The sequence below is a fragment of the Gilliamella sp. ESL0441 genome (genome assembly GCF_019469185.1).
Taxonomy (GTDB): Bacteria; Pseudomonadota; Gammaproteobacteria; order Enterobacterales; family Orbaceae; genus Gilliamella.
In genome coordinates this window covers 1,320,313-1,347,135 of the sequence record NZ_CP048264.1, presented here as the reverse complement: position 1 = coordinate 1,347,135, position 26,823 = coordinate 1,320,313, and the positions used below count along the sequence as shown (strand labels likewise).

The window sequence follows — 26,823 nt, the reverse complement described above, 5'->3', positions numbered from 1 at the left end:
ATTTTTCGGATTAAAAGGTAAATCTCTTTACTTGTTCCCATGAGGTTTTTTTATTTTTCAAACTCACCGATTAAAATTCGTCCCCCTCGATCTTCAGGATCTGGTTTATCATGGAATGATGCATGAAAAATGATGAATTTATCTTTATAAAATCCAATTGGATAAGAGGCTGAAAAAAAGCCTGTAAACTTTTGTTCAAACCAAGTTTGTCCATAGTCATAAGAATATCGGATCGACGGATATATAGATGATAAAGGTTTATAGTCACATACAAAATTTTTATAGCGATAATATCTACTTCTATCCCCTTTTTTGAAAGTATATAAAAGCTCTTCTTTATTATTATAATAAGAACCTCCTTCTTCAGATGCATTGAATTTAGTAAAAAAATACTCACCATCCTTATAAGTCAGCACATCATAATCATTATGTAATTGCTGTATGACCGTTTTTGTATTATTTTTCGGATCGTAGCGAATGAGTTGTTTGGCATCAAGAATAAGTAATGTATCATCAGCAGTAACCCAAAAAGAATGGTTATTTAATTCGTAGGGTAAAGGATACTGTTCCTCTCGATTCAATAAATTAACCAGTTTTAATGCCTTGTTATGGGAATATACGGCATATTTTCCATTAAAATTATAATAGGAGATATCAGCTTCAGAATCATATTCATCGATTTTAACTATTTTTAAGCTGTTGTTATCTAAAAGATACATGGAATTTTTTTTACTGTTGTCGGGTAATCTACTTTGAGCTTTTATTAATGAATAATCATTGCTGGGAGAAATCCATCTCATATCTTGTTCGGGAAGCGTTATTTCTTGATAACTTTTGCCCCGATCTTTCGATACATGTATTACTGCTTGATACCCTCTTTGGATTGAATCAAAGGCATTAAGATCTTTATTTCCAATCAAAATAATGGTGTTTTCATTGAGGGCTATAAATTCTTCAAAACGAAAAGCAGACATCGGATCTAAGACAGTTGCTTGGTCGGTTAATTGGTATAATTGATTAAAATCGTATTTGGCTATCCATTTCATATTTCCTTGTTTATTGGGGTTACAGCTGAATAAAAAAAGGCTTAATAGGGTAGTGATAATGAATTTATTATTTAGGGATATCATCATAAAAAACACTCTAGTTACATATCTTTTGTTATCGGACTCTTGTTATTAAATTTCAAAAAAACTAACAACCATTATAAGGATTAGTTTTGAATCATTGTTTTTTCATTTTTCAACTATTTATTATTTCGGTATGGTGAAAAGCTCTTTTAACTCAGTCTCATATAAATCATCAAAATTGTAAATTTTCTTTGAAACAACTTTTCCATTCTTATATTGAGTTACGATTTTATAGTCTTTGCCGAATTCATCGGGATGATAATAGGTGGTTTCGATTAAATCGCCTTTTTCATCGTATGTTTTCCATAATCCTACAGGTATTGTGGTAGCATTATACATATCCATAACCCCTTCACCTTGCTTAACGCCATTTTCAAAGTACATAGTAGTGAGTTTGGGTAATTCTAAAGAGTCAGTAACTATTGTTTCTATAAGATTTATTTGTCCATTAGGATAATAAATAACATATAATACATCTCCTTTTTTAACTTCATCTCTTACATAGCGGATGAATTTTAGTTTTCCATTTGGGTAAAATCCTTGAGCAGAAATGCCGTCTGGTTTATATGATGACATATAATACACAGATTCTAATTGACCGCCTTTAGTATAGTAAGTTTTTATATAATCCGCTGCTTTATTGCCATTGATATAATATTCATATCGTAGAAAACCCTCCGGAGTATTGGATTCATTAATTCGTACTGAATGTGACGGGGTGGTTTCTGAAATCTTTTTTTCTTCAATGCGTTGAACACATGCCAAAATGCCAACAAAAAAAATAGACACCATTAGTAATTTTTTCATTTTATTCTTAAAAATGTTTATCAATGTTGATTTCTAGCCCTTGAGCAAGTTGCTCTGCTATTAAGTCCATATTGTCGTAAATACTTTTTACATCTTTAGGGTGTGTAATATAATCAAGCTTGATTAAAACTTTATATTTCGTTTGATTTTTTCCCCAAAGAACTCCTACATTATTTCTAGCATCAGGGTGTTTCTTTCCTATATTGACAACAGTATAACAACTAAAAATATTAAGTTGTTATGTTTATTTTTTTATTTATTGTTTACTTACCACCGTTAATATTTATGAGGGTGATAAGCATAATAATCGTTTGTTTACTACACAATCTTTAATTCAATTCATCAATTTCTTTATCCACAAATTTGCGTTCGACAAGTTCACCGTCTTTATAGGTTTCTGTGTACAAAAGTATGCCTTTTTTACCAGAAGATAGATCGGCAGAACCATCTAGTTTCTTTTGATAATCTAATTTATAAAACTTCCAAATTCCAATAGGTAACCCTTTATGGTAATTTGCTTCAAGATAAGTATAACGGTGAGAATAAGTATAATAACCGTTCGGCTTCTTCTCAATCCATAAACCTTCACGGGTATGATTTTCGACTAATCCTTGTTCTTCTTCATTTTGGAAAAATCCGTTTTGATCGTAATATCGAATAAATTTGCCTTCAGTCGAAATTTGGAATTTTTCATAACGGATAAAATTCGTATCCTCTTCGTCTCCTTCAAAATATTTAATATGAATTATATTGTTTTTATCTATAAAAAATAATTTTTCATAACCATAAATTACCCATGATAAAGAGTAATAAACATTCAATTTATCAATAATGTTAGTACTATCTGTTGTGATTAAATCCATTCTCTCATAATTATAAGAATCGTATTCACTATTATAAACTGGCTTGTCTTTAAGTGTTATATGAGAAGATGTTAAGAGAAATAGATTTAGACTTTTATCATTAATTTTGATTTTGCTTACTGGTGAAAGGTAATTATCTTTTTTAATATCCTCATCAAAAAAATGTGTTAGTTTATCATAGTAAAGATTACTCATTTCAGATTCACAAAATCTGTTTTTAAGCATCGTTAATCGAGGGTTTAAATGTAATTCTGGATATAAATAATCATTTGAATATTTACTCAAATAAAAAAATACTGAATCATAATTACGTTGTATCCAACTATTACTTCTTTCAAATTTTTCTTGCAAAAATTGGGTTGTCCATTTTCTAGGAAAATGTGTTGATATCAGTTCTTTTTTACCAAAAGGAAGCTTGTTCGTATAGGGAAACTTACTGTAAATATTTTCTGAATAAGTATTATTTGTAGTAGAAGAATTATTGTGATTATAACAACAACCCAGCAATAAAAATAAGGATAGACAACTTACTATTGTTTTATAAGGCACAAAACTTTGCATCATTTTTTTGAAAAATTTCATATTCATTGAATTTCCGGTAATTTTGTATAAAAGCTGAATATTCTGTGTGTAAATTTTGGTATAGTTTCAATTATTTTCTTTGGTGAAATACCGCATATTTGTAGTCATCCTCAATGCCTACATTCGCTTCAGTATTATTATCAGTAGGTAAAGGGCAGTCTAATATGTTGGTCTTAACGGATAAAAGTATTAATTTTTATAGATTTATCAGATTCCTAGCTATTATACATGATTTTTTGCATTTTTATGTTTAAAAAAAATTAATACAAGCAATACTGAAATATAAAGAATTAAAGGAATTTCATAAATGAAATTAAGTATATTTTGTCCTATCATTTCATTTTCATCAGTAAACAAAACATAATAACTATTGTGACTTAAATAATTTATGTAACTATAATTTTCAGAAATAGGATTCAATTTCAACACTATAAAAACGGTAGGATCATCCTGACAAATAAGAATTTTGGTAAAACATTTAATTACTAATAATATTATGATTAAAATCTTCAATAATTTCATAGTGTCATCCATTTATAATCTTCTTGGATAGATTGAATTTTGTCCTTCAATTGTCACCGGACTGTATCTTTATAGCGGAATAGAGTAACAAACTTTTCTTTGTTTTATCACTATTTTTTATATTGAAAAATTTTAGTACTACAATTTAGAAACATCTTGAGTAATTACAGGATGATTTGAATTTAATCATGTATATATTCCTTTAATATATGAAATAAGTTCAATATATCTACGATTATTGGGTGTAACATTCAAAATTTTATTTTCCATTAGGCTATTTATTTGTGGAATGGATTTTGCTACGGCAGTATTCGATGAAAAGTACTAATTATTTGTATACAGGTTATCAAGTGATGTGGTCGTGTAGAATGATTGAATAATTTAGATCATAAACGTTATTTGTCACCAATTATTGTAATCAATCGTTTACAAGTTAATGATGAATTGGTACGATGCGTGCAATTTAAATTTAATTTGTTATTTGTGATTTATGTTTTATCTTATTTTTGTCACGATTGTTTGGTCATTTTCATTCAGTCTTATTGCTGTTTATCTCAGTGGACAAGTTGACTCTTGGTTTGCTGTTGTGATGCGTGTTTTGTTAGCTTTTATTACTTTTATTCCTTTTTTTCGATTTCGTGGTATCCGCTTTAAACAGATGATTTTGTTAATGGGCGTTGGAGCCTGTCAATTGGGGATTATGTACTTTTTTTATTATAATTCCTTTCAGTATATTTCAGTACCTGAAGTCCTTCTTTTTACCATATCAACGCCTATTTATGTCACGATCATTTATGACATATTGCAAGGGCATCGTCTTCGATATAGTTATCTGTTAACGGCTATTATTGCCGTTATTGGTGCAGCTATTATTCGCTATGATCATATCAGTCGTGATTTTATTATTGGATTTTTATTAATTCAGGGGGCAAATGTTGTGTTTGCTTTAGGGCAGGTTGGGTATAAACGAATTATGGAACTTTATCCATTGCCCCAACATCAAGCTTTTGCATGGGTCTATTTAGGGGCTGTGCTTGTTGCTAGTCTTGGCTGGTTATTGTTTGGCGATTATTCAAAATTACCTACAACCAACTTACAGTGGGGTATCATTATTTGGCTTGGTGTGATTGCCTCTGGTTTGTGTTATTTTTTATGGAACTATGGCGCGACTAAAGTGGACTCAGGAACATTAGCGATTATGAATAACGTAGTTATTCCAACAGGCATCTTGGTTAATGTCGTAGTTTGGCATCAATCCATTGACTGGATTCGATTTTCAATTGGAAGTGTGGTGATTGTGTTTGCTTTAATACTTCATCACAAGGTAAAACGCCACTCCCCAAAATAAATTAAATAACATTATGTTAAGCCAAATTGTAACATGATGGATAATATCAACGGTGTTGTTATGGATGATAATGCTGTTGATATGAGTAAACTTGATGCAATAGGGCCTTGTAATACCTCAAATTGTCTTGCCATCATATAACAGTTAATCGCAATCGATACTGAGCTTAATAATACAATAACTTGTAATTCCAATACGGGTAATCCTAACAGTTTTCCTGTCACAAATGTAACAATAGGTAGTATTGCCAGTTTTATCATACAGATTGTTGCGGTAATGTGTAATTTGTTCCTGATTTGATATTCGGCCAGCCCCATGCCTAATACAATAAGTGATAAAGGTGCTGTCATGTCACTGACCATTTTTGTGGATTGTTGAATGAATTTAGGTAATGCGATACCCGTATAATTAACCGCAATACCAGCAAAAATCCCTATAATTATAGGGTTTTTGGTGACATTTTTGAATGCTTTAATAAATCCTTTGCTGGAAAGTTTTCCCATTTGTACAAATTCGATCGATACGGTTGCTAGCGTCCATAAAATAAGTGCATTAAAGATGACAATAATCGCAACAATTGGAATTGCACTGTCACCTAGTAGCATTTTTATGATTGGGATACCAACAAACACTGTATTGGTATAGATTCCCCCCATAGCAAACATCGTACTTTCAGAACCATTTAGGTGAAAACATTTGTAGGCAATTAAGCAGCCTAAAGCAAAAACAATAAATGAGCTACCGAAGAAAACGAATAATAGTTTCATATCGATTTCAGAATGTTCGGAAAAATGGCTCATAATTTGAAAGAGCATAATCGGAAAAGCGATATAAAAGGTGAATTTGGTTAAACTGTCGGTCACCGTTTTTTGCCAGCGACCTAATTTAACCGCTATATAGCCTAATAAAATAAGAATAAATAGCGGTAATGTTGCGACAAATTGTTGTCCTAACGTAGAAAAAAAAGCCATATGATAATTACTATTTATTGATGTTTACGAATAAAATACCATTCTAACTGCGTCGATCGTTTTGGATCAAATTGATAGCCTTCAAGGTTAAAGCTTTTTATATCATCAGGTTGATTGAGGTTATTTTTGATAATGTAACGGCTCATTAATCCTCGTGCTTTTTTGGCATAAAAACTAATTACCTTGAATTCACCTTTACTTTCATCTAAAAAAATAGGTTGGATAATTGTCGCTTTTAACTGTTTTGGTTTAATGGCTTTAAAGTACTCATTCGAGGCTAAATTGATCAACGTTGGATTTGCACTTTTATGAAACTCATTATTTAACTGGTCGGTTAATTTATCCCCCCAAAATTGATATAAATTACTGTTGTGACCGTTTTTTAGGCGTATCCCCATTTCTAAACGATAGGGTTGAATAAGGTCAAGGGGGGTGAGTAGGCCATAAAGTCCGGATAAGATCCGTAAATGAGATTGAGCAAATTTTAAATCTGCTTCTGAAAAATCGTCGACATGAAGCCCTTCATACACATCACCTTTAAAAGCAAGAATTGCTTGTCTGGCATTTTCAAGATTAAATTCTTTATGCCAATGTTGAAATCGTTCATAATTTACTTCAGCCAATTTTGGACTAATTGACATCAATTTAGCTAAATCGTCGGCGGATAATTTTTTACACTCTTTAATAAGTATCTCAGAATCTTTAATAAATTTAGGTAATGTGTGTGTTTTTGTGATAAGCGGACTTTGAAAATCGAGGGTCTTGGCAGGAGAAATTATCGTTAGCATAAAGTGATACACCTATTGTAATTTATGTAGATTGAGGGTATTTTACACCTAATCTTGCAAAAAAGGGGTATAAAAATGAATCAAACCAAAAAAGAAATACATGATCTTCGTTCTTGGGCAAAAATTCGTGAAACATCTCTAGAAATTGCAGAAGCCATTTTTGAGTTAGCACATAATGATGAAAAGCTTGCTGAACAAATTTGGTCAGAAGGAAGTGATGAAGTATTGCCACTTGCCTTTTCTAAAACAAAAGCAGATAGACTGTTTTGGGGTGAACAAACAATCGAGCGTAAAAATATCTAAGTTTTATGAAATTGACTTTTTTAGGCACCAGTGCTGGTTGCCCAACAGCTGAGCGTAATGTAAGTAGTATTGTGCTCGATCTTTTGCAAGAACGAGGCAAATTGTGGTTGTTTGATTGTGGTGAAGCCACACAAATGCAAATGCAAAAAGTTAAATTTAGTCTTGCAAAACTTGAAATGATTTTTTTAACACATTTACATGGTGATCATCTGTTTGGGCTACCAGGAGTATTAACCACGCGTTCTTTAATGCAAAATCAATCCGCTTTAACCTTAATTGCACCTAAAGGGGTGAAGCAATTTATTGAAACGTTTATCGCAATTAGTCACTCTTGGTTAAGTTATCCACTCAATATTATCGAGCTTGAAGAAGACTGTACGGTTTTCGAAGATGAAAAGTTCAAAGTTGAAGCAACATTGTTGCAGCATCGTGTTCCTTGTTTTGGTTATCGTATTATTGAAAAGGATTTACCAGCCAGTTTAGATATCGATAAATTAAAACAAGATAATATCGAAATTGGCGCACACTATGCACTTTTGAAAGCCGGTAAAACCGTTACCTTAGAAGACGGTCGTGTTATTCATGGTAATGATTATTTAGGATCGGTAAGGCAAGGTCGAAAATTGGCAATTTTTGGTGACACGGTGCCATGTCAAGCCTCGATTGCGCTAGCCAAAGATGTTGATTTAATGGTGCATGAGGCGACTCAAGAGCATGCTTTGGAAGAAAAAGCCTTGGAACGCGGGCATTCTACTACTGTTCATGCTGCAACGATTGCTAAATATGCCAATGCCAAGCAACTTATCATGACCCATATCAGCCCAAGATATAGCCTTAAAGATAATGATAAATTACTTAATGAGGCAAGAAGCATATTTGCTAATACGGAAATTGCGAGTGATTTTTCAACGTTCAATATCTAATCCTTCTCGCCGACTGTTACGGCGAAAAGGATATTTTTTATAAACAAAAATCTTTAATCAAATTTTCGATAGCTATTTTAGTCGGTTTTAAAAAATCCATTGAAATAAACTCATCAGGTTGATGTGCTTGTTCAATAGAACCAGGACCTAATACAATTGTGGGTGAAATTTGGTTTAAATAAGGGGCTTCAGTACTGTAGTTTACGGTTTGCGCAGTTTGACCAACTAATTTTTCAACTTGCTGTAAAGCAGGATGATCTTTTTTACATTCATAACCCGGAATTGGGGATACTTCATATTCAACCGAAATACGGTTAGGGTATTTGTCCATGACCGGTTGTAAAGCCTGACAGAGATCATGATAAAGCGAATTAACATCGTTGTTTGGCAATACACGAATATCAATAATTAGCTCGCAACAACCACAAATACGGTTTGCTGCATCGCCCCCATGAATGACCCCGAGATTAAGCGTCGGATAGGGAACAGTAAAACCGTCATTATGATATCGTTCTTTAAACTGTTGCTTAAGTTTTAACAATTGTGCGATAGCTAAATGCATGACTTCAATCGCATTTATTCCTTTGTCTGGATCACTGGAGTGACCAGACTTACCAATGACTTTGATTGAGTTGGAAATAAAGCCTTTGTGTGCACGTATCGGTATTAATGATGTTGGTTCACCAATGATTGTACAATCGGGTTGTAAGTGAGTATTTTTAGCAAAAAATGATGCACCTGCCATAGTGGTTTCTTCATCAGCGGTAGCAAGAACATAAATAGGTTTAGTCAGTTTGGTTAGATCAATATCACGTAAAGCATCGAGTATAAAAGCAAAAAAACCTTTCATGTCTGCTGTGCCTAATCCATATAACTTGTTGTTTTCTTCCGTCAATTTGAAAGGATCTTTAGTCCATTGTCCTTCATCAAAAGGGACGGTGTCAGTATGACCGCTAAGCAGTAATCCACCTTGTGTCTGGTTTTCATTATTTGAATAAGTTGCTAATAAGTTGTATTTATTGCGCGTATTCGGAACGGGCTGTATTTCAATTTTGAAGCCTAACTCTTCAAACCAGTTAGCTAATTTGTCTATTAAAGGTTTGTTTGAAAAATCGAGTTTTTCATTGGTCACATTGCTAATTGTTGGGGTTGATATCAGTTCACTATAAAGTGTTAAAAAAGAGGGCAGTGCCATACAAAATCACCTTAACTTGCTAATTAAATTAAATCCATTAATAAGATGACAAGCATATCACTTACTGTAAGATTTGCCTATGACTAACTCGCTTATTTCAATCCGTGTTGTATCTGTTTAGGTATCATGATCAGTTAATCTTTATTGCCAAAAGGTTGGAATTTGATGTGATAGATTTGTAACGATCTGGTGATTTTCAATTTTTTAACATTTTTTGCGTTTATTTTATATGCTGATTTTATTTGTAAAAAACATTTGCTATTATTTAATCATCACGACCCAATAGTTTATAACGATTAATGATTTTGTTAATCATTACTATAAATCAATCATTTTCTACAAGGCATCATTATGAAACAAATAAGCAAAAAATGGATTATTATTACCCTCGTTATTCTTGCTATTATTTTTATTGCATGGCAGCAATTAAAAACAGATGGATATGGTGCTGATTTTACCAGTGGAAATGGGCGTATTGAAGCAACCGAAATCAATATTTCAGCTAAATTAGCCGGTCGAATAGAAAAAATTAATGTAAATGAAGGGGATTTTGTTAAAGCAGGTCAACCATTAGTCGTTATGCAAACAGATACTTTGCAAGCACAGTTGAATGAAGCACAGGCTCAATACCGACAAGCAATCAGTAATGAGGCAAGTGCTAAAGCACAAGTTGCTTTGAAAATGAGTGATAAAGTTGCTGCCTTAGCAGGTGTCACTCAACGAGAAAGCGATTTAGATATCGCCTCAAAACATCTTCAACGAACAACCACCCTTTATCAAAAAGGGGCTTTATCCATTCAACAATACGATGATGATACCGCTAAATTTAATAGCGCTAAAGCTGCATTAGATTCGGCAAAATCACAAGTTACGGCAGCTGATGCAGCTATTGAGGTAGCTCAAGCTGGTGTAGAAAGTGCTAGATCGGCCATTAATGTTGCTGATGCCAATATCAGACAAATCCAAGCCGATATTGATGATAGTACGCTCGTTGCACCTGTTGATGGACGTATTCAATACCGTATTGCTCAATTAGGTGAAGTGATGCCTTCAGGTGGTAAAGTACTTAATCTGGTTAATTTGTATGATGTTTATTTAACTTTCTTTCTACCTGAAACCGTGGCTGGAAAAATGGCCATCGGTGACGAAGTTAGACTTATTCTAGATGCCTTACCTGAAAAGGCCATTTCCGCGAAAATTTCGTTTGTTTCGAGTGTCGCACAGTTCACCCCAAAAACAGTTGAAACAAAAGATGAGCGCCAAAAATTGATGTTTAGAGTAAAAGCGCAGCTCGATCCTGAATTATTAAAATGTTTTATTAATCAAGTTAAAACAGGATTACCTGGTGTGGCTTGGGTTAAGCTTAATCCGAATACATCCTGGCCAGCTGATTTATCTGATGTAGCCAAATGTCCAGCTAAATAATTGGAGATAGTATATGTCAGATTCAGACAATAAGGATTTAGCTTTATTAACAGAAGCTAAGTCTATTGATGATGCAGTGGTTAAAATTACTGATGTTTCACTGCATTATAAAAAGAATTGTGCACTGGATAACATTAGTTTAACTATTCCACCACGATGTATGGTGGGATTAATTGGGCCAGATGGAGTAGGTAAATCAAGTTTATTGTCTTTGATTGCGGGTGCACATGTCATTCAAGATGGTTTAGTTTATGTTTTAGATGGCGATATGCGAGATAAGTCACATCGTAAAGCGGTGTGTACTCGCATTGCATACATGCCACAAGGATTAGGTAAAAATCTTTATCCGACATTATCTGTTGAGGAAAATCTTCAATTTTTCGCCCGTTTATTTGGTAATGATGCCGCAGAGCGTCGACGTCGTATTGACGAATTAACAAAAAGTACCGGGCTGTATCCCTTTTTATCAAGACCAGCAGGGCGACTATCTGGTGGTATGAAACAAAAAGTTAGTTTATGTTCAGCTTTGATTCATGATCCCGATTTACTGATTCTTGATGAACCTACCACGGGGGTCGATCCACTTTCCCGAGCGCAATTTTGGCAATTAATAAATAAAATTCGGCAGCAAAGACCACAAATGAGCGTTATTGTCGCAACAGCTTATATGGATGAAGCACAAAACTTTGATTGGCTTGTTGCGATGTATGGCGGTAAAATTTTAGAAACAGGCACACCCAAATCATTATTAAGCCAAACAGGAAAAGATAATTTAGACGATGCCTTTATTCAGTTGATGCCAGAGAGCGCCAAACAAGGCTATCAAGCCGTTGAAATTCCACCTTTGGATGTAAATAACAATCTACAAACAGCGATAGAAGCGAAAGGGCTAACTAAGCAATTTGGTGATTTTATTGCAGTCGATCATGTTAATTTTTCGATTAAGCAAGGTGAGATTTTTGGTTTTTTAGGGTCAAATGGTTGTGGTAAATCAACAACCATGAAAATGCTAACCGGGTTATTACCTATTTCGTCCGGTGAAGCTTGGTTATTTGGAAAACCTGTTGATGCCAATGATATTAATACCAGACGGCATTTAGGTTATATGTCTCAAGCTTTTTCTTTGTACAGTGAATTAACTGTTGAGCAAAATTTAGTTCTACATGCACGTTTATTTGGCATTGAAGAAAGTAAAATACCTGAACGTGTTTCTGAACTTCTTAAACGGTTTGGATTAGAGCAAGATGCTCAAAATCTACCTGATAGTTTACCTTTAGGGGTTAAACAGCGTTTATCTTTATCGGTCGCTGTTGTGCACAACCCAGAAATATTAATTTTAGATGAACCGACATCGGGCGTCGATCCGATTGCTCGAGATGACTTTTGGCGTTTGATCATTGAATTATCCCGTAAAGATAAAGTAACTGTTTTCATTACCACACATTTTATGAATGAGGCCGCAAGATGTGACAGAATTTCTTTAATGCATGCGGGGAAAGTGTTGGCAAGTGATACTCCCGATAATATTATTGCATCGAAAAACGCATCGACTTTAGAAGATGCCTTCATCCGCTATCTAGTTGATGCTGGAGCTGATGATAGTGATGCACAACAAAAATCGACCGAAGCTCCAGTTACCGCCGACAAATCCCAAACAGTCATCCCACCAGCGAATCATCTTCAAGGATTCAGTTTAACTCGGATGATTGGTTGTTTATGGCGTGAAACACTTGAACTGTCGCGAGATCCTTTGCGTGCGATGTTGGCATTAATGGGGTCGGCGATCTTAATGCTCGTTATGGGTTATGGGATTACGCTAGATGTCGAAAATCTACGTTTTGCCGTGCTTGATCGTGACCAAAGTGAAATCAGTCAAAATTATACCCTTAATTTGTCTGGTTCAAAACGTTACTTTGTTGAAAGACCGCCTATAACGGATTATGCAGATATGGATGCCCGTTTACGAAGTAATGATATTGCGTTAGCGATTGAAATTCCGCCTAATTTTGGACGAGATATTCAACGAGGGGATTCCGTTGATATCGGTGTTTGGATAGATGGTGCTATGCCACTACGGGCAGAAACCATTAAAGGGTATGTACAAGGCATGCACCTTGCTTGGCTAAGTCAAAAAGTGAAAGAAATGTCAGGTAAAGATTCTACTAGTTTGGCGAATATTGAGACGCGGTATCGATATAATCCTGATGTAAAAAGCTTACCATCAATGGTACCTGCGGTTATTCCTATTTTATTATTAATGATTCCTTCCATGCTGGCAGCTTTATCGGTTGTTCGTGAGAAAGAAATGGGATCGATTATTAATTTATATGTTACCCCTGTGACTCGTGCCGAATTTTTATTAGGGAAGCAAGTACCGTATATTATCATTTCTATGTTTAGTTTTTTGCTGTTGCTGTTTATGGCGATTACTATTTTTGGCGTGCCAATCAAAGGCAGTTTATTCACGTTATGCTTGGCTGCTTTAGCTTATTGTATTATTTCAACGGGTCTTGGGCTGTTGGCGTCAACAATTACACGTAGTCAGATTGCAGTGATATTTTTAACCTGTGTTGGCACTATGTTACCTGCTATTCAGTTTTCTGGTTTACTCAATCCAGTGGCTTCATTGGAGGGGAGTGGGCGTTATATCGGTGAAGTTTATCCGACAACACATATGCTAATCATTGCACGAGGTGTATTTAATAAAGCACTTGGTTTTAATGATTTACACAATTCTTTATTCGCATTATTAGTCACTATTCCTGTTGTGCTGTGCGCCAGTATTTTTCTTCTTAAAAAGCAGGAAGGGTAGTTATGAAGCAAAGCTTAATTAATATTTATCGATTAGGTATTAAAGAATTATGGGGGTTATTACGTGATCCTATCATGCTTCTGTTAATAGGTTACTGTTTTACCTTCGATATTTATATTGCTGCAACAGCAACATCTGACTCGCTTCATCATGCCTCTATAGCGGTGGTTGATGAAGATGATTCACCGTTATCAAGACAAATTGTTGCTGCTTTTTATCCGCCAATGTTTAACCAACCAGTAAAATTAAACTCAATGGATGAGGTAGATCGAGGCATGGATACCGATAGCTACACTTTTGCTTTGAATATTCCGCCTAATTTTCAGCGTGATGTGTTGAACAATCAAAGTCCAGAAATCCAATTAAATATCGATGCGACTCGAATGGGGCAAGCTTTTGTGGGAAATGGTTATATCACACAAATAATCACGGGGGAAGTGACAGAGTATGTTAATCGTTATAGCAAAGTAACCGATCTCCCTGTTAATATTCAAGTTCATACCGCATTTAATCCGAATTTGACTCGTTCATGGTTTGGCTCGGTAATGGAAATCATTAATATTGTAACGACGTTATCTATTATTTTAACTGGAGCTGCATTAATGCGAGAACGTGAACATGGCACTATCGATCATCTGCTTTCCATGCCTGTCACACCGTTTCAAATAATGATATCTAAGGTATGGTCAATGGGATTAGTGGTATTAATCTCAACTTGGGTGGCATTACTATTAGTAGTAAAAAGCTGGCTTAATGTTCCTATTACTGGCTCAATTACGTTATTTTTAATTGGTGCCGCTTTACACTTGTTTGTGACAACGTCACTTGGAATTTTCATGGCTACGGTTGCCAAATCAACCGCACAATTTGCTATGTTGTTGATTTTGATTTTATTACCGTTACAAATGTTGTCCGGTGGTAGTACACCAAGGGAAAGTATGCCAGAAGTTGTTCAAAATATAATGATGATTGCCCCAACAACACATTTTGTCGAATTAGGACAAGCTATATTGTATCGTGGTGCAGGGTTAAGCGTTGTATGGACATCGTATGTCTGGTTAATTGGAATCGGATCGATCTTTTTCCTAATTGCATTAAGGCGTTTCCGTAGCTCAATTGTTAATATGGGATCGTAAGTCTCTTGCTATATGCTGATAAACCATAATCATCGATTGGTTTTTAATGAGTTGGTTATGGTTTTTTATTTTTTCGATTTAATAGCCTTCATCTTCTATAATGGTCATTATTATCTTGAATCAATCATATTACTCAAACCGATTAGTGAATAAAAATTGCAATCTTCGTTTATTGAGTTAAATTAATGTTTGTCATCAATATTGGGCTATTACGCCAAATATTTTCATTATTTTATAAATATGAATGATTTTGTCACTAAAATGAATGTAAATGTCATTTCTTTTATATCAGTTATTGTTAAAATTTAGCGCAGATTTAGCCGACTTTAAGTGTTAAATCCTAATAAACATAAAGGGTTAAGGTTAACAGTTGGCGCGAAGTTTATTTTTTTATTAATAAATTATCGCGTATGTTTATCATTTATAGTTGTTGTTGCAAAATTTAATCCTTTTCATTTAATGAAATTCAGCTCTATTTCATTAATTTAATTTTAGTGGTTTTGTTACCTCTAAAAGTTTTCACGAGTTTTCAGTAAAAGTCACAAAATAAGTAAAAGCAGTAATATTGTAATTAATTATTTTTTGTTTCAAATTAAGACTTACTTAGTCTTAGAATTTTCTTAATGTCTTTCTGACAAAATAGATATTAAGATTTTATAGTTTCACCATTTACTCATTTACTAGAACTAGCATGTTTACCAGCGAAAGTAATATTCATTCTTAACGTGGTTTCCATTTAATGGAATAAATGATGAAATGTTTATTAATTTCGTTTGGTGTTTTTTAATTCTCTTGGCGTTAATCCAAAATTGGCTTTAAATCTTTGTGAAAATCGAGTTGACGAAGAATATCCAATCATTTCAGCGATATGTTCTGTTGAAAAATTTGAGGTTTGTAATAAGTGAAGGGCTTGTCCCATTACGAGTTTTTCTTTAATTTTTTGTATATTTTCCCCTTCGAGTTTCAATTTTCGGTACAACGTTGCTTTACTCATGCAGATTTCTTTGCAAATTTCATCAATGGTTATTTTTTTATTGTCTTTTTTATTAAATATTTCAATTACTTTTTGCGTAGTTTCTTTTCTGTTGGGTAAACACGCCAAATTTTCATAACCTGAATGGACTAATAGTTTAATAATTTCCTTTCTACGATTAGTAATGATGTCATCAGATGCCCATTCTAAGCACTCTATCATTTGTGAAATACATTTATATAAGGCTGGATTTACTTTCCCTGCGGTATATTCATTATTTTTTTTAGGGTTTATATTGATCGAAGTATCATTAAAATCTGAAAACTCAAAATCAATAAGTAATGCAAAATAATTCGTATTTGCGGGTATATTTCTCATGTTCATTGACTGAACATCGGTAAAAAAAATGAAATCACCGCTATTACAGGCCAGTTTTGTTTTATTGCCAATTACTTTACAACCACTTAATATAATTATCAGTAAAGGCTTTAAAATTGGTATATTTGATAAATTTTGTTGCTTTTTAGAGGTATAAATTGAGATATAATTGCTGTTACTATTTGCTTCACTTAACTGTTTAAGTTTTTCAATTTCTACTGCTGTACTATTCATCCTATTTGCCTCATTGCTACAGTATTTTTTTTATCGTGGAAATTACAACATTGATAATGTTAATGAATATATCCTTCTGTTTTGAAATTTGATGAAAAATGCACAAATTAAAATGACAAAAGTTATTTAACACATTTAACACTTTAGTTATTTATGAAAATATTTCAGGCAATGTCTAAAAAGTTGTGGCATTCAACACGCAAATATTTACTTAAAAAATTTTGGAGTGAAAAAACTACGAATAGCTTCCTTACAAAATTTACCGTAACCTATTAAACATTGCATATGAGGAAACTTATAAATTTAGAGTACATTAATGATTTCGAATAAAGATATAAGTTCCGTCTAAAAACTATTTATTTCAAAGCTTTGTTATTTTATGAAATGCATTTTGAAGACATACATAGCAGCTATATATCCTTCTTTTATTCGTGTTTTGAGTTATTATTAAACACTCAATGTATATTAATTTAACAATTATGTTAACATATTTTAATAATATCGTTAATATTTTGTAATAATTATTTGTAAGTAAATAATTTTTAATGGGTTATTCATTTATATTTATATAAAAAATGACTTATATTTATTGAAATTATCATTTAACTAATGGTAATTCATCCCAACGAGTTGTGTAACGTTGGCTAAGCCGTTCTCGTTTGATCTGCCAAGGTGCAGTTTTTCTACTTCCGCCTAACTGAATGGTATTTTTGCCCATTTTTTGATTAATGGTATCGATTGTTTTCATTAAGTTATCATTTTTTTGCTGTAAGACTGGCATACTATTTGAAGCAAATAAGTCAGATTGGCAAAAGCTATCTTTAGCTTTTAAATCGAGTAACATAACACCTGACTTCATAAATAAAAATCCTTTTTTATAAATTGCTGTTAGCCCTTTTTGTGCCGCATGAATAATTACTCTTGAATCATCAGTAGGTGACAGTAGCGGTACGATAATCGAGGGATTGTATTGAATTAAGTCTTGTCGAAACCGATTTGTTTTCAAAAAAACAAGTACAGCATTAGCAATTGATTTTTGTTGTCTCAGTTTTTCAGCTCCTCGACTGGCGTGAATACGAATTGCCTCTTGCAAGTCGAATAATTCACCTGTTAACTGCCCAAAACTACGTGATGTCATAATGTTTTTTTTAGGTGTTGCAATGTCATCTAATTCAATAGCGTTAATACCTTGCAACTCTAATACAGTACGTTCAAGCACCACTGAAAATTGTTGTCTAATTTGTTTTAAATTTGCCTGACGCAGATCCCATGCAGTATGAATGCCTAACGTTTGTAATCTTTTGGCTATGCGTCTGCCAACGCCCCAAATTTCATCAACAGGGAATGATTTTAAAATCTGATCAAGTAAGGCTGAATCGTTAGGAAGGCAATAAACTCCCTGATAAATAGGTTGTTTTTTTGCAATGTGGTTTGCCAACTTTGCTAAAGTATGGGTTGATGCAATGCCAATACTTACCGGAATTCCCGTATCACGTTTTACTATTGCCCTTAAATGTTGACAATGGGTTGTAACATCGTTAAATCCCACTAGTTTAATAAAAGCTTCGTCAATAGAGTAAGGTTCAATATCAGCCGTATAATGGCTGACAGTATCAAAAACACGTTGGCTCATATCGCCATAAAGTTCATAGTTAGAACTTAATAATGTAATTTGTTTTCGAATGTTAGCCTCAATTTGGTAGGCAGGCATACCCATTGGTACTAAAGGTTTAAGTTCATTGGAGCGTGCGATGACGCATCCATCATTATTGGATAAAATGCCAATTGGTTTTCCTTCTAATTTAGGGTTAAAAACACGCTCACACGAAGCATAAAAGTTATTACAATCAATCAGTCCAATCATGCATGACCACGCTTTCGTAAAGAATGGATAGTATGTATAACAACGCCCCAAATATGAACTTCTTTACCCGCTAATGAAATAGGGGGATAAAGTTCATTGCCCGATAATAGATAATGTTGCCCATCAATAAATCCCAGGCACTTGCATGTTAGTTCACCATCAACAGCTGCAACAACAATATCTTCTATTTGGGGTACCAATGACCGATCTACCACTAAAAGATCACCACTAAAAATACCATAGTTAATCATTGATTCACCTTGTGCTTTAATATAATAAGTAGCACTTGGGTGTTTAACTAAATGATCAGTTAAGTCCAGTTTGGCTTCTAAGTAATCATCAGCAGGGGATGGAAAGCCAGCCCTGACAGGAGTATCAACCAAAGGTAAGTAATTTTTGATAGTGCTATCAACGGTTCCTAGCACAATACAGGATTTACTCAAGAGTGTTTCTCCTAAAAATTGATAAGTAAAATTTATATACAATGAAGTATTGTTCGTAGTTAAAAATGAATAGTGTATAAATATACAGTATAAAATTCTTGATTCAATGAAAATCACTGTAAAAAAATAGCAATGTCATAAAAATGGACATAAAGTCATAGATGATTAGCGTTTTTTAGTGAGCTGATAAATATACTAGCTTTGTATCAAGAATGACTAAAATAAAGGGAATTAGATTTACGTTTTTCATAAAGATACAGAACAAAATTGCAAGCTATCATAACAATTGATTGAAATTGTATTACCGTGTTTTACAAATACACTTAAATGATTTACATTATGTTGATTGTTTATTGATTAATTTAAGACAGAATTCACTATACCTTGTATTTTTGTTCATAGCCCTTATATATGTGACTAAAGGTAATCTTTGATTGTGACTTAACGAAATAATACAAAAAGTCAATTTGTTAACCTAAATAAACCTGATGCATTTTTGATTGATTATCGATGATAAAAAGTGCTATTTAGCTGATTTTAGCTTAAATTTGTTTTTTACTCTAATTTAACGCTCGTTTTTTTTATTTTCTCACTCTTTGTTTTTTATAAAAATAAAATATCAATATTGATGTATATCAATAATATTTGTCGTGATTTTTTGTTTTTTTAGACAGTCAGTATTGCTTGCTCGACACAAGGGCGAAAAGAATCAGATATAATATTTCCAAGTTATGTTATTTGACATTTAGATATAGCAAGGGTTGTCGTATTAAAAATATTTTTCAAAAACACAAAGTACGTAAAACAACATTTAGTTATATAAAGTTTTTGAAAAACTGAAAAAATGATTTTGTTGCTAGTTTTATTATAACTACGCCATGTTCAGTTTTTTTACCTACTTATTTTAGCTCGGTCTATAAATATAAATTCTAATCCAAAGTTACCGACCAATTACCGAATATGTATTTTAAGTAATATTATTTTAGGAGTTTTAAAAAAAATGAATCTAATTTGGTCAGCAGTAGGGCAAGTTGTTAGTTCTTGTCTTCCGGTGTTTTTATTAATTTTTCTTGGTTGGTTGTGTGTTCATCAGAATATTTTTACCAAAGATTCCAAGAAGCTATTATCCGGTTTAGTATCAAACTTTGTATTTCCGGCATTGCTTTTTGTGCATACATCACATGCTAAGCCGTCTGAAATATTCAACGGCATCTGGATGATTGCATTTTTCTGTACAATGTCATTTTTGTGGATAATTTGTTTTTTAACCAATAAATACATTTTGCATAAAGATTTAAAATCAACAGCAATGAACTCTATGTTATGTTGTTTCCCAAATATGGGAGGAATGGGCGTACCATTTTTAACATTGATGTTAGGTGCTTCGTCAACCATTTCAGTCGCTGTAGCGAATTTTGTGGTGGCGTTATCATTAATACCAATGACAATTTTCTTATTGGAATTATGTGATACGAAAATATCTGGCGGAAAAGTGACTAGTAATATGGTATTTAGCGCAGTGAAGAACTCGTTAATGAAACCAATGTTTTTAGCGGTCATTCTTGGTTTAATTGTTAGTGTTACAGATGGAACAAAATGGTTACCACATTTTGTATTTAATACCTTTGATATTATGTCAAATGCTTGTAACTTTATTTCGTTAATAGCTGTTGGGGTTGGTATTTATGGTGTTAAATTGAATTTTTCAAAACCATTAATTGTCAATGTGATTTTGAAAAGCTTCTTTACGCCAGTGGTTGCATTAATTGCTGTGCATCTTTTTGGTATTACTGGTATGGAAGCGGAAGAGTTAGTATTCTTGTTAGCTATGCCGACAGCATCAACAGCCGTTATTTTGGCTTATAATTGGAATGTTGAGCAAGAACAAGCTTCAAGTATCTTCTTTGCTTCGACAATTTTATCCATATTTATTTTACCAACGTTGCTTTTAATTATGCATTTTACCGTACCTGGTGTGCAATAATTTGTGTTAATTGAAAAATGAAATAAAAAAACGGGCGTTAAGCCCGTTTTGTATTTATTTCGAGTTTAGAAAGAATTATTCATTTGGTCGAATCGTAATTGTGTTACCACCTTTAGATACCGCTTGAATATCACGATCGTACATTGCTTCACCGAATGCAGGTGGAACGGTATAAGTTCCGACACTCGTTGCTTTAATCTGATAAGTGAATTTTTGTATTTTATTATTTGAAGTAGAACCATAAATAATAACTCGATCTTCACGTACATCAGTATATTCCGGATACCATGTGTTGTTACCTGTTTTTATAGCAATTGGTGAAACCCAATTAAAATGATTTTCTTCACTATAATCATCATTCTCTTCATATTCATCATCATCTTGGGTATATTCGCCTTTGAGTTCATTTGCTGGTGTAATAGGTTGTTGGATAACCTCGAAACCACCAGGTAATAAATCTACTATGGCAATATTGGTTGCTCCTTCTTTGGCTATCGCTCGAATTTGAACTGTAACATTGATTTTATCACCGAGTTTAACCTGTTCAACTGGGTTACCATCAAGATCAGTAAATTCTCGATAAACTTCTAGACCTTGTTTGATAGGTTTTTGTGGAATATTTCTGTCATAGCCTTGTTGTGAAATAAGATACCATGCTGGATAATCAGTGCTATTGATAACATTTAATGTTGAATCTTGTGCACTGAATTGACCTTTAGCTAAAATACCTTTTAATTTCGCAATGATTTTTTGTTTTTCAACACCATTATCTTTCGAAATAGTATTAATTTGTAGCGAATCATTTTTTAGTTTTGCATTATCAATGCTTGATGAATAACTACTTAAAGCAAGGATTGTCATAGCAGATGATTGCGTTGTGTATTTTTGTTTATTTAACATTAACACCATATTTTCGAGTGCTTGAGCGGGAATTTCTTTTGCTCTTTCGGGAAAATGCTTGCTAATTAAATAAATTTTGCCTGCATTAATGACTAATGGGTCATAGTAATTATGTGTCCACCATGCATGGTTATAGGCACTTTCCAAATCTTGCCAAATTGGTTTAAGTAATTTATTGGCTTCTTTATCCATCTTTAACATTTGATAAGATGATGCAACATACAAAGCAGTCAGATCTGTTTGCCATGATGAATCATTCCTTTTAAGATCACTTAATAATGATGCTAAATAATTAGTTGTTACTTTATTTTGACGAGTTAATAGATAAATAGCATAAGCTCGTAATCGCAAATTGTAGTTATTACTATAGGAAGATTGTGCCAACTGTTCTAAATATTTGTTCGCATTATCTAACATTTTTTGTGGTATAACTTGTCCCATCTCTTTTGCTTCAAGCATAAAATTAACAGCATATAAAGTAATAAATGGATCGACGTTGTAGGTTGAATACCATAATCCAATTGCACCTTCATCATTCTGTCTTGATTGAAGTATTTGGAATAGTTCAGATAATGGTGTTAATCCTTGCTTTGAGGCAAGATTGAAATCTCGATATTTTCCTGCAACTAACACGGGAATAGCTCGACTTAGAATTTGTTCTGAACAGAAGTGAGGATAATTTTCTAAATAAGTGCTTAGTCCTTTACTTAATATGAACGGTGAAAATGACACAGATGCTTCACGTTTACTGAAGTTTTCATACATGTCTCTGAAATCGCTGAAAGTCTCTTTACTGCCATCCATTCTACCCATAATCGTTTGTAATCGATATTCTGTAATTGGTCTTATCGATGTGCTTACATTACGATTTATGATGATATCACCATAACTAGCAGTAAAATGAAAATCTGCGCTACCAAACATTTCGTTTGCTTTAAATTTGAATTTCAAACTTCCAGTTTTTCCATTTGCTAATTCAATAGTGTGTTGATCTTCATCAATAATTGTTAAATGAGGCGTAGTTGAAACCTTAACTTTAATAGGTACACTTTGCTCACCAATATTTTCGATGAGATTTGTCACATTAATGCTCACTTCAAATTGATCATTTGGTGCGGCAAAATATGGAGCATTAGGTTGTAAAACAATATCATTATGTACTGTCGTTGACATTTGGGTATGTCCCATTGTCTGTTCTCCAACAGATATTGCCATAATGCGGATTTTACCATTGAAATAATCAGGTACTTTGTACTCCACCGTTTTCGTGCCTTCAACGTCAATTAGTCCTGACCAGAAAGCAACTGGCTCATCAATTTTTCGTTTGAATGGATTCAAGTGACCAGATAATGCATCTTCAGAATCAGCATCGCCTCCTGGCGCTGAAATATTAAGTAGATGACGAAACTCAGGTAATATTAAATCTAATATTTGTGAGGTTCTAACCGATAATGCTTTTTTACGTAAAAAACTATTTAACGGATCGCTTAATTTATAATTGGATACTTGTAAAATTCCTTCATCTATCGCAAATATGACGGCTTTTTGAGGTGTATTAGTTTTAAGAGTAATCGGTAAAGTATCACCAGGTTTAATTGTTTTTGGTGCCTTTAAAACGATTTTATCGTTAAATTGCTCGTTAGAGATTTTAAATGGTATTACGCCATAGCTTAATGGACTCATGAAAATTTCTTCGGAATTTGGATCCCGAATAAATTGAACATTGATATAACCATTGTTAGTCATATCTTTAGGTAATGTTATTTTTTGTATTGAGCTTGTTGTATCGGTATGGAACCATTTCCATGCATAAACTTTATCCCGCTCAATTGTAATAATTCCACTTCCCACATAAGGTGCAGTAATCGCTATTTCAATCTCATCACCAGGATTATAAGCCTTCTGTTTTATTTTTAGCATTAATTCAGCATCTCGATCTAAATCACGTGTAACATTTGCTTCTCCGACAACGTTGTAGTGGCTTTGATAGAGTAGTTGACCATCATTTGCTCTTAGTTGGATTTTATAGTTACCAGGGTTTTTACTGTCTATTTTGTAAGTCGTTTTTTCCTGACTAATTGCAAATGGCTCTTCAGAAATTACGTTCTCTTTTTTGCGAGACTCATATTTATAAACTCCAGATGGTTGTTTAACTAATACTGAAAGGTATTTTTCTTCAATAATAGTGAGCTTTAAATCTGATAGAGGTATTTTGTTTAATGATGGATTTATTGCAATAAAATCGATGTAACGGGTTGCGTCACGATTAATGTAACTTAAGCTGCCATCACTTTTAGCGCCAACAAGGTATTCATTTGGGGAGACAAAGGTTGTTGCAGTTGCCGCTACACTGCGCCCACTATCAGGCTCAAAAACTTCAGTGAGCATTCTTAATGTATAATTGCCTTCGAAACTCTCCATATTGTCATTTAGATTAACTATAACTTTACCATTATCATCAGTCTGTAATTCATCAAGTTCAACTTTAAAACTATTACGACTTCCTGATATATATTGATAGAAATAGTAATCTTCATATTTTTTAAAATGAGGAACTGATGGTTCAAGAATTAAGGTATTTGTTACTCGACGATCAGCAGCATCAGTGCCAAATAAGTTTTTAGCATGAATTTCAGCAATTAACTGGTCTGGTTTTGACCAACCATCTTTTATTTCAGGTAGAAGTTTTAATGTTACTGCTGTTTTGTCTGGCTCAAATTCACGCACGACAATAGAACTTGTCCCTAATAAAATGCGATAATCGTCATCGTTATCTTCATTTTTTAAATATAAATTAATATGCCAATCGCCAGTAGGGGATTCATAGTTGGTTTTATAGCTCAACTCATTAAATCCTGATTTATCAAGAACGATAGGTTTCTTTAATACTAAATTTGATTTGGGATCATAAATTTCAGCATCTATTGTAATCCCAGCAAGAGAATTAGCCCATTTTTCAGCTCTTATAATCGTTCCGATGTGGAATGTATCACCGGGACGATAAATACCGCGATCTGAGAAGATATGTGAACTTAGTTCTCCTCCTTGAAGCGTCTCACGAATGCCTCCTATATCAAAACGAGACAAGTATAATTTTCGATCAGAGGCATTAATTGGTAGGAAAGATAAATCACCATCTTTTTCAACAACAAATAAAGTTGGTCTGATCCCTTGATAGTATTCAGATAATGGCTCAAATTTGACATGACCAGTGTTATCTGTGCTTTGAGAGGTGATGGTTATGCCATTCATGCCTAATATAGATACTTTAGCATTATTGATTGGTTTGCCAGTATCAATTGATTGAATAAATAGGTCATAGGATTGATCGAGAGATTTTTTAGATATAATACCTAAATCAGTCACCATAATAAAACGTGACTCATAAAAGTCTACATCTGGATTATTGATGCTTTTTCCATATAACCTTAATAAAAAGACACCACGATTTTGTTTTCCATCAGTATCTACAGTTAAAAAACGACTTAAATCAACTTCAGTGTATTTGAGCTCTTCTGGTGAGCCAGTAATATTTTTGTCATAATTGTATTTTTCAACAAAGTGGTCGTTACTTAGGTCACCAAAATCCATATTTTCAAAATTATAATGCTCGTTAAACGCAATGAGATGTTGGAGTTGTGACGGAATAACCCGATCAATTTTGAGCTTAATATCCGTTATGTTGCGTGATACAACAGGTAACTTTTTATCCCCTGATAATGATAATAGAGACCCTTCAGCTGCAAAACCAAGAGAAATTGGATAGTTAGGAATAGTTAATACTTCTTGATATTGATCTTTTAAAAAGTAACCATTGTATGAAGGTAACGGTTGTAATACTTGAATGTAAAGTTCTGAGCTTTGTTCGGCTTTAAAAGCAAAACTGATTTGTTTTTGATAAGGCAGCTCTGAATCGATCGTTTTGAGTGAAATAATTTTAGCATTATTTAAGATTTGATCATTAATTTGAAATTTAGTTTTATAACTGTTGGATAATTTATCGTAATATCTGATTTTATACTCTTTATCTTTTGATTTAGGTAATTGCCATACTCTAATTGCTTTTTCTACGTCAGTGGCTTTTACATCATGAGAAAAAGAAAGCATTAATACTTGTTCTATTTTTTGATCACTTACTTCAATAAGATTAATCGCACTATTTGTTATACTTAAATTATATTTTTCCGGAACAGAAACTGTATTACTCAAAAGAGACCGAGTTGGATGCCCTCCATCGGTTGAAATAACACCTTTGTCAATAGTTATCTTTAAATACCCTTCTTTTTCAAGCAAAGGAATAGCTGAACTTTTGACATAAGCAATCGTATCGTTTTTGTCATAATTTATTGTAAAATCGATACTTTTTAAAAACTTATCTGAATCTTCTTCTTTATCTTTTGTTTGATACAATGATAAATTGATGTTTTTTTCAAAACTGTTTTTATCAACGGGATGAGAAAACTCTATTTTATTTATTACTTGTCTATTATCGGGTAATGTTGGATCTAGATAAAGTTCCCCTGAATTGGCAAATTTATAACTAAAATCTTTAGTAACAAAGTATTTAATAGTTTGATCACTATTTAATAAATTATTCTCTGCAAACAATTTTTTATCATCTAATGTGATTGTGTATTCAACGCCAAGTGGCCATTTTTTTGATTCAGGTATAAACTCAACTGATTTATCAGACGTCCATTTCCATGTACCTTGAATTTCAGGTGAAATGATGATGCCTTCGGTTATTACTTTATTAATGTTCTCTAATGGCGCTGGACTATACCCACTTCCGGAAAAGTTAATAACTAATCCGATGTTAGATGTGTCAGGAGAATAGACAGATGCAGAATATTTGTGAATAATTATTGGCGCTGGTTCAATTGGTTTAGGACGATTGAGATACCAATGATAAGCATAATTGACTGAAAAAAAGGCAATTATTGATAAGATAATTGTTGTACCAATAAGCGTTTTAAATTTATTTAATTTTAATCCGATTGAAGAGTAGGCTTTTTTTAATTCAGGTAACCAACTTGGTGTTGACCATTTTATATCACCAATAATAGGACCTAAAAACCAAAGAATACCTTTAAATAATGCAATTAAAAAAATAATGAAATAACTAATGATTTCGATTGATTTTTGTAATATATAAAAGGGGAGCCGTAATATAAATTTGAGTAATTCCATAGTCTAATCCATTCCCTTAATTCCAAGAAAAATTATTTATTATTGAAGATAA

The 26,823-nt window shown here is 33.1% G+C and carries 17 protein-coding genes; 7 read left to right on the top strand and 10 right to left on the bottom strand.

All coding sequences use genetic code 11. The annotated features are described in order from the left end of the window. Positions 1-50: 50 nt before the first annotated feature. From GYM75_RS05915 to GYM75_RS05905, 3 genes are all read right to left on the bottom strand, one after another. Positions 51-1,046, bottom strand: a complete 996-nt coding sequence (locus tag GYM75_RS05915; protein ID WP_220217230.1) for a hypothetical protein — start codon at positions 1,044-1,046, stop codon at positions 51-53. Between the two features lie 207 nt (positions 1,047-1,253). Next, positions 1,254-1,937, bottom strand: coding sequence for a toxin-antitoxin system YwqK family antitoxin (locus GYM75_RS05910; RefSeq protein WP_220217229.1), 684 nt, complete (start codon positions 1,935-1,937; stop codon positions 1,254-1,256). 329 nt (positions 1,938-2,266) lie between these two features. Further along, on the bottom strand, positions 2,267-3,388 hold the full coding sequence (locus tag GYM75_RS05905; protein ID WP_220217228.1) for a hypothetical protein: 1,122 nt from the start codon (positions 3,386-3,388) through the stop codon (positions 2,267-2,269). 1,006 nt (positions 3,389-4,394) lie between these two features. On the opposite strand from GYM75_RS05905, the gene GYM75_RS05900 reads away from it, so the two are divergent. Then, positions 4,395-5,252 carry a carboxylate/amino acid/amine transporter gene (locus GYM75_RS05900; protein WP_220217227.1) on the top strand — a complete coding sequence of 286 codons (858 nt, stop codon included), beginning with the start codon at positions 4,395-4,397 and terminating at the stop codon, positions 5,250-5,252. Between the two features lie 11 nt (positions 5,253-5,263). Here the strand turns inward: GYM75_RS05900 and GYM75_RS05895 are convergent, their stop codons facing one another. Both GYM75_RS05895 and yaaA read right to left on the bottom strand, forming a co-directional pair. Next, a complete protein-coding gene (locus GYM75_RS05895; RefSeq protein WP_220217226.1) occupies positions 5,264-6,223 on the bottom strand; it encodes an AEC family transporter in 960 nt (319 codons plus the stop codon). A gap of 14 nt (positions 6,224-6,237) precedes the next feature. Next, the gene (gene yaaA / locus GYM75_RS05890) at positions 6,238-7,011 is read right to left on the bottom strand and encodes a peroxide stress protein YaaA (protein ID WP_220217225.1); all 774 of its coding nucleotides are present in this window, start codon (positions 7,009-7,011) and stop codon (positions 6,238-6,240) included. 75 nt (positions 7,012-7,086) lie between these two features. Between yaaA and GYM75_RS05885 the strand changes: the two genes are divergently transcribed. After that, entirely contained in the window at positions 7,087-7,314 is a 228-nt protein-coding gene (locus GYM75_RS05885; RefSeq protein WP_220217224.1) for a YccJ family protein, read from the top strand. Between the two features lie 5 nt (positions 7,315-7,319). After that, entirely contained in the window at positions 7,320-8,237 is a 918-nt protein-coding gene (gene rnz, locus GYM75_RS05880) for a ribonuclease Z (protein ID WP_220217223.1), read from the top strand. Positions 8,238-8,274: 37 nt separating this feature from the next. Here rnz and argE read toward each other — a convergent pair whose 3' ends face one another. Continuing rightward, positions 8,275-9,432 carry an acetylornithine deacetylase gene (argE, locus tag GYM75_RS05875; RefSeq protein WP_220217222.1) on the bottom strand — a complete coding sequence of 386 codons (1,158 nt, stop codon included), beginning with the start codon at positions 9,430-9,432 and terminating at the stop codon, positions 8,275-8,277. A gap of 351 nt (positions 9,433-9,783) precedes the next feature. Here argE and GYM75_RS05870 point away from each other — a divergent pair, with 351 nt between their 5' ends. The 3 genes from GYM75_RS05870 to GYM75_RS05860 are packed head-to-tail and all read left to right on the top strand — an operon-like array spanning position 9,784 to position 14,805. Next, positions 9,784-10,857, top strand: coding sequence for an HlyD family secretion protein (locus GYM75_RS05870; protein ID WP_220217221.1), 1,074 nt, complete (start codon positions 9,784-9,786; stop codon positions 10,855-10,857). A gap of 13 nt (positions 10,858-10,870) precedes the next feature. Further along, positions 10,871-13,669 (top strand): ribosome-associated ATPase/putative transporter RbbA, encoded by a 2,799-nt coding sequence (gene rbbA, locus GYM75_RS05865; protein ID WP_220217220.1) that lies wholly within the window; start codon positions 10,871-10,873, stop codon positions 13,667-13,669. Positions 13,670-13,671: 2 nt separating this feature from the next. Next, positions 13,672-14,805, top strand: coding sequence for an ABC transporter permease (locus tag GYM75_RS05860; protein WP_220217219.1), 1,134 nt, complete (start codon positions 13,672-13,674; stop codon positions 14,803-14,805). Between the two features lie 763 nt (positions 14,806-15,568). On the opposite strand, the gene GYM75_RS05855 is transcribed toward GYM75_RS05860, so the two are convergent. From GYM75_RS05855 to GYM75_RS05845, 3 genes are all read right to left on the bottom strand, one after another. Continuing rightward, complete coding sequence (locus tag GYM75_RS05855) at positions 15,569-16,390, bottom strand: helix-turn-helix transcriptional regulator (RefSeq protein WP_220217218.1); 822 nt, start codon at positions 16,388-16,390, stop codon at positions 15,569-15,571. 598 nt (positions 16,391-16,988) lie between these two features. Then, complete coding sequence (locus tag GYM75_RS05850; protein WP_220217217.1) at positions 16,989-18,254, bottom strand: Y-family DNA polymerase; 1,266 nt, start codon at positions 18,252-18,254, stop codon at positions 16,989-16,991. Continuing rightward, positions 18,251-18,697 (bottom strand): LexA family transcriptional regulator, encoded by a 447-nt coding sequence (locus GYM75_RS05845; protein WP_220217216.1) that lies wholly within the window; start codon positions 18,695-18,697, stop codon positions 18,251-18,253. The genes GYM75_RS05850 and GYM75_RS05845 overlap by 4 nt, the downstream gene beginning before the upstream one ends. A gap of 1,000 nt (positions 18,698-19,697) precedes the next feature. On the opposite strand from GYM75_RS05845, the gene GYM75_RS05840 reads away from it, so the two are divergent. Then, on the top strand, positions 19,698-20,681 hold the full coding sequence (locus GYM75_RS05840) for an AEC family transporter (protein WP_220217215.1): 984 nt from the start codon (positions 19,698-19,700) through the stop codon (positions 20,679-20,681). A gap of 75 nt (positions 20,682-20,756) precedes the next feature. Here GYM75_RS05840 and GYM75_RS05835 read toward each other — a convergent pair whose 3' ends face one another. After that, a complete protein-coding gene (locus tag GYM75_RS05835) occupies positions 20,757-26,771 on the bottom strand; it encodes an alpha-2-macroglobulin (RefSeq protein ID WP_220217214.1) in 6,015 nt (2,004 codons plus the stop codon). Between the last annotated feature and the right edge of the window lie 52 nt (positions 26,772-26,823).

Coding starts and splice junctions, on each gene's coding strand:
- GYM75_RS05895 (WP_220217226.1), bottom strand. CDS start 6,223: ATGGCTTTTTTTTCTACGTTAGGACAACAATTTGTCGCAACATTACCG.
- GYM75_RS05860 (WP_220217219.1), top strand. CDS start 13,672: ATGAAGCAAAGCTTAATTAATATTTATCGATTAGGTATTAAAGAATTA.
- GYM75_RS05850 (WP_220217217.1), bottom strand. CDS start 18,254: ATGATTGGACTGATTGATTGTAATAACTTTTATGCTTCGTGTGAGCGT.
- GYM75_RS05900 (WP_220217227.1), top strand. CDS start 4,395: ATGTTTTATCTTATTTTTGTCACGATTGTTTGGTCATTTTCATTCAGT.
- GYM75_RS05855 (WP_220217218.1), bottom strand. CDS start 16,390: ATGAATAGTACAGCAGTAGAAATTGAAAAACTTAAACAGTTAAGTGAA.
- GYM75_RS05840 (WP_220217215.1), top strand. CDS start 19,698: ATGAATCTAATTTGGTCAGCAGTAGGGCAAGTTGTTAGTTCTTGTCTT.
- GYM75_RS05910 (WP_220217229.1), bottom strand. CDS start 1,937: ATGAAAAAATTACTAATGGTGTCTATTTTTTTTGTTGGCATTTTGGCA.
- rbbA (WP_220217220.1), top strand. CDS start 10,871: ATGTCAGATTCAGACAATAAGGATTTAGCTTTATTAACAGAAGCTAAG.
- yaaA (WP_220217225.1), bottom strand. CDS start 7,011: ATGCTAACGATAATTTCTCCTGCCAAGACCCTCGATTTTCAAAGTCCG.
- GYM75_RS05870 (WP_220217221.1), top strand. CDS start 9,784: ATGAAACAAATAAGCAAAAAATGGATTATTATTACCCTCGTTATTCTT.
- argE (WP_220217222.1), bottom strand. CDS start 9,432: ATGGCACTGCCCTCTTTTTTAACACTTTATAGTGAACTGATATCAACC.
- GYM75_RS05835 (WP_220217214.1), bottom strand. CDS start 26,771: ATGGAATTACTCAAATTTATATTACGGCTCCCCTTTTATATATTACAA.
- GYM75_RS05885 (WP_220217224.1), top strand. CDS start 7,087: ATGAATCAAACCAAAAAAGAAATACATGATCTTCGTTCTTGGGCAAAA.
- rnz (WP_220217223.1), top strand. CDS start 7,320: ATGAAATTGACTTTTTTAGGCACCAGTGCTGGTTGCCCAACAGCTGAG.
- GYM75_RS05915 (WP_220217230.1), bottom strand. CDS start 1,046: ATGAAATGGATAGCCAAATACGATTTTAATCAATTATACCAATTAACC.
- GYM75_RS05905 (WP_220217228.1), bottom strand. CDS start 3,388: ATGAATATGAAATTTTTCAAAAAAATGATGCAAAGTTTTGTGCCTTAT.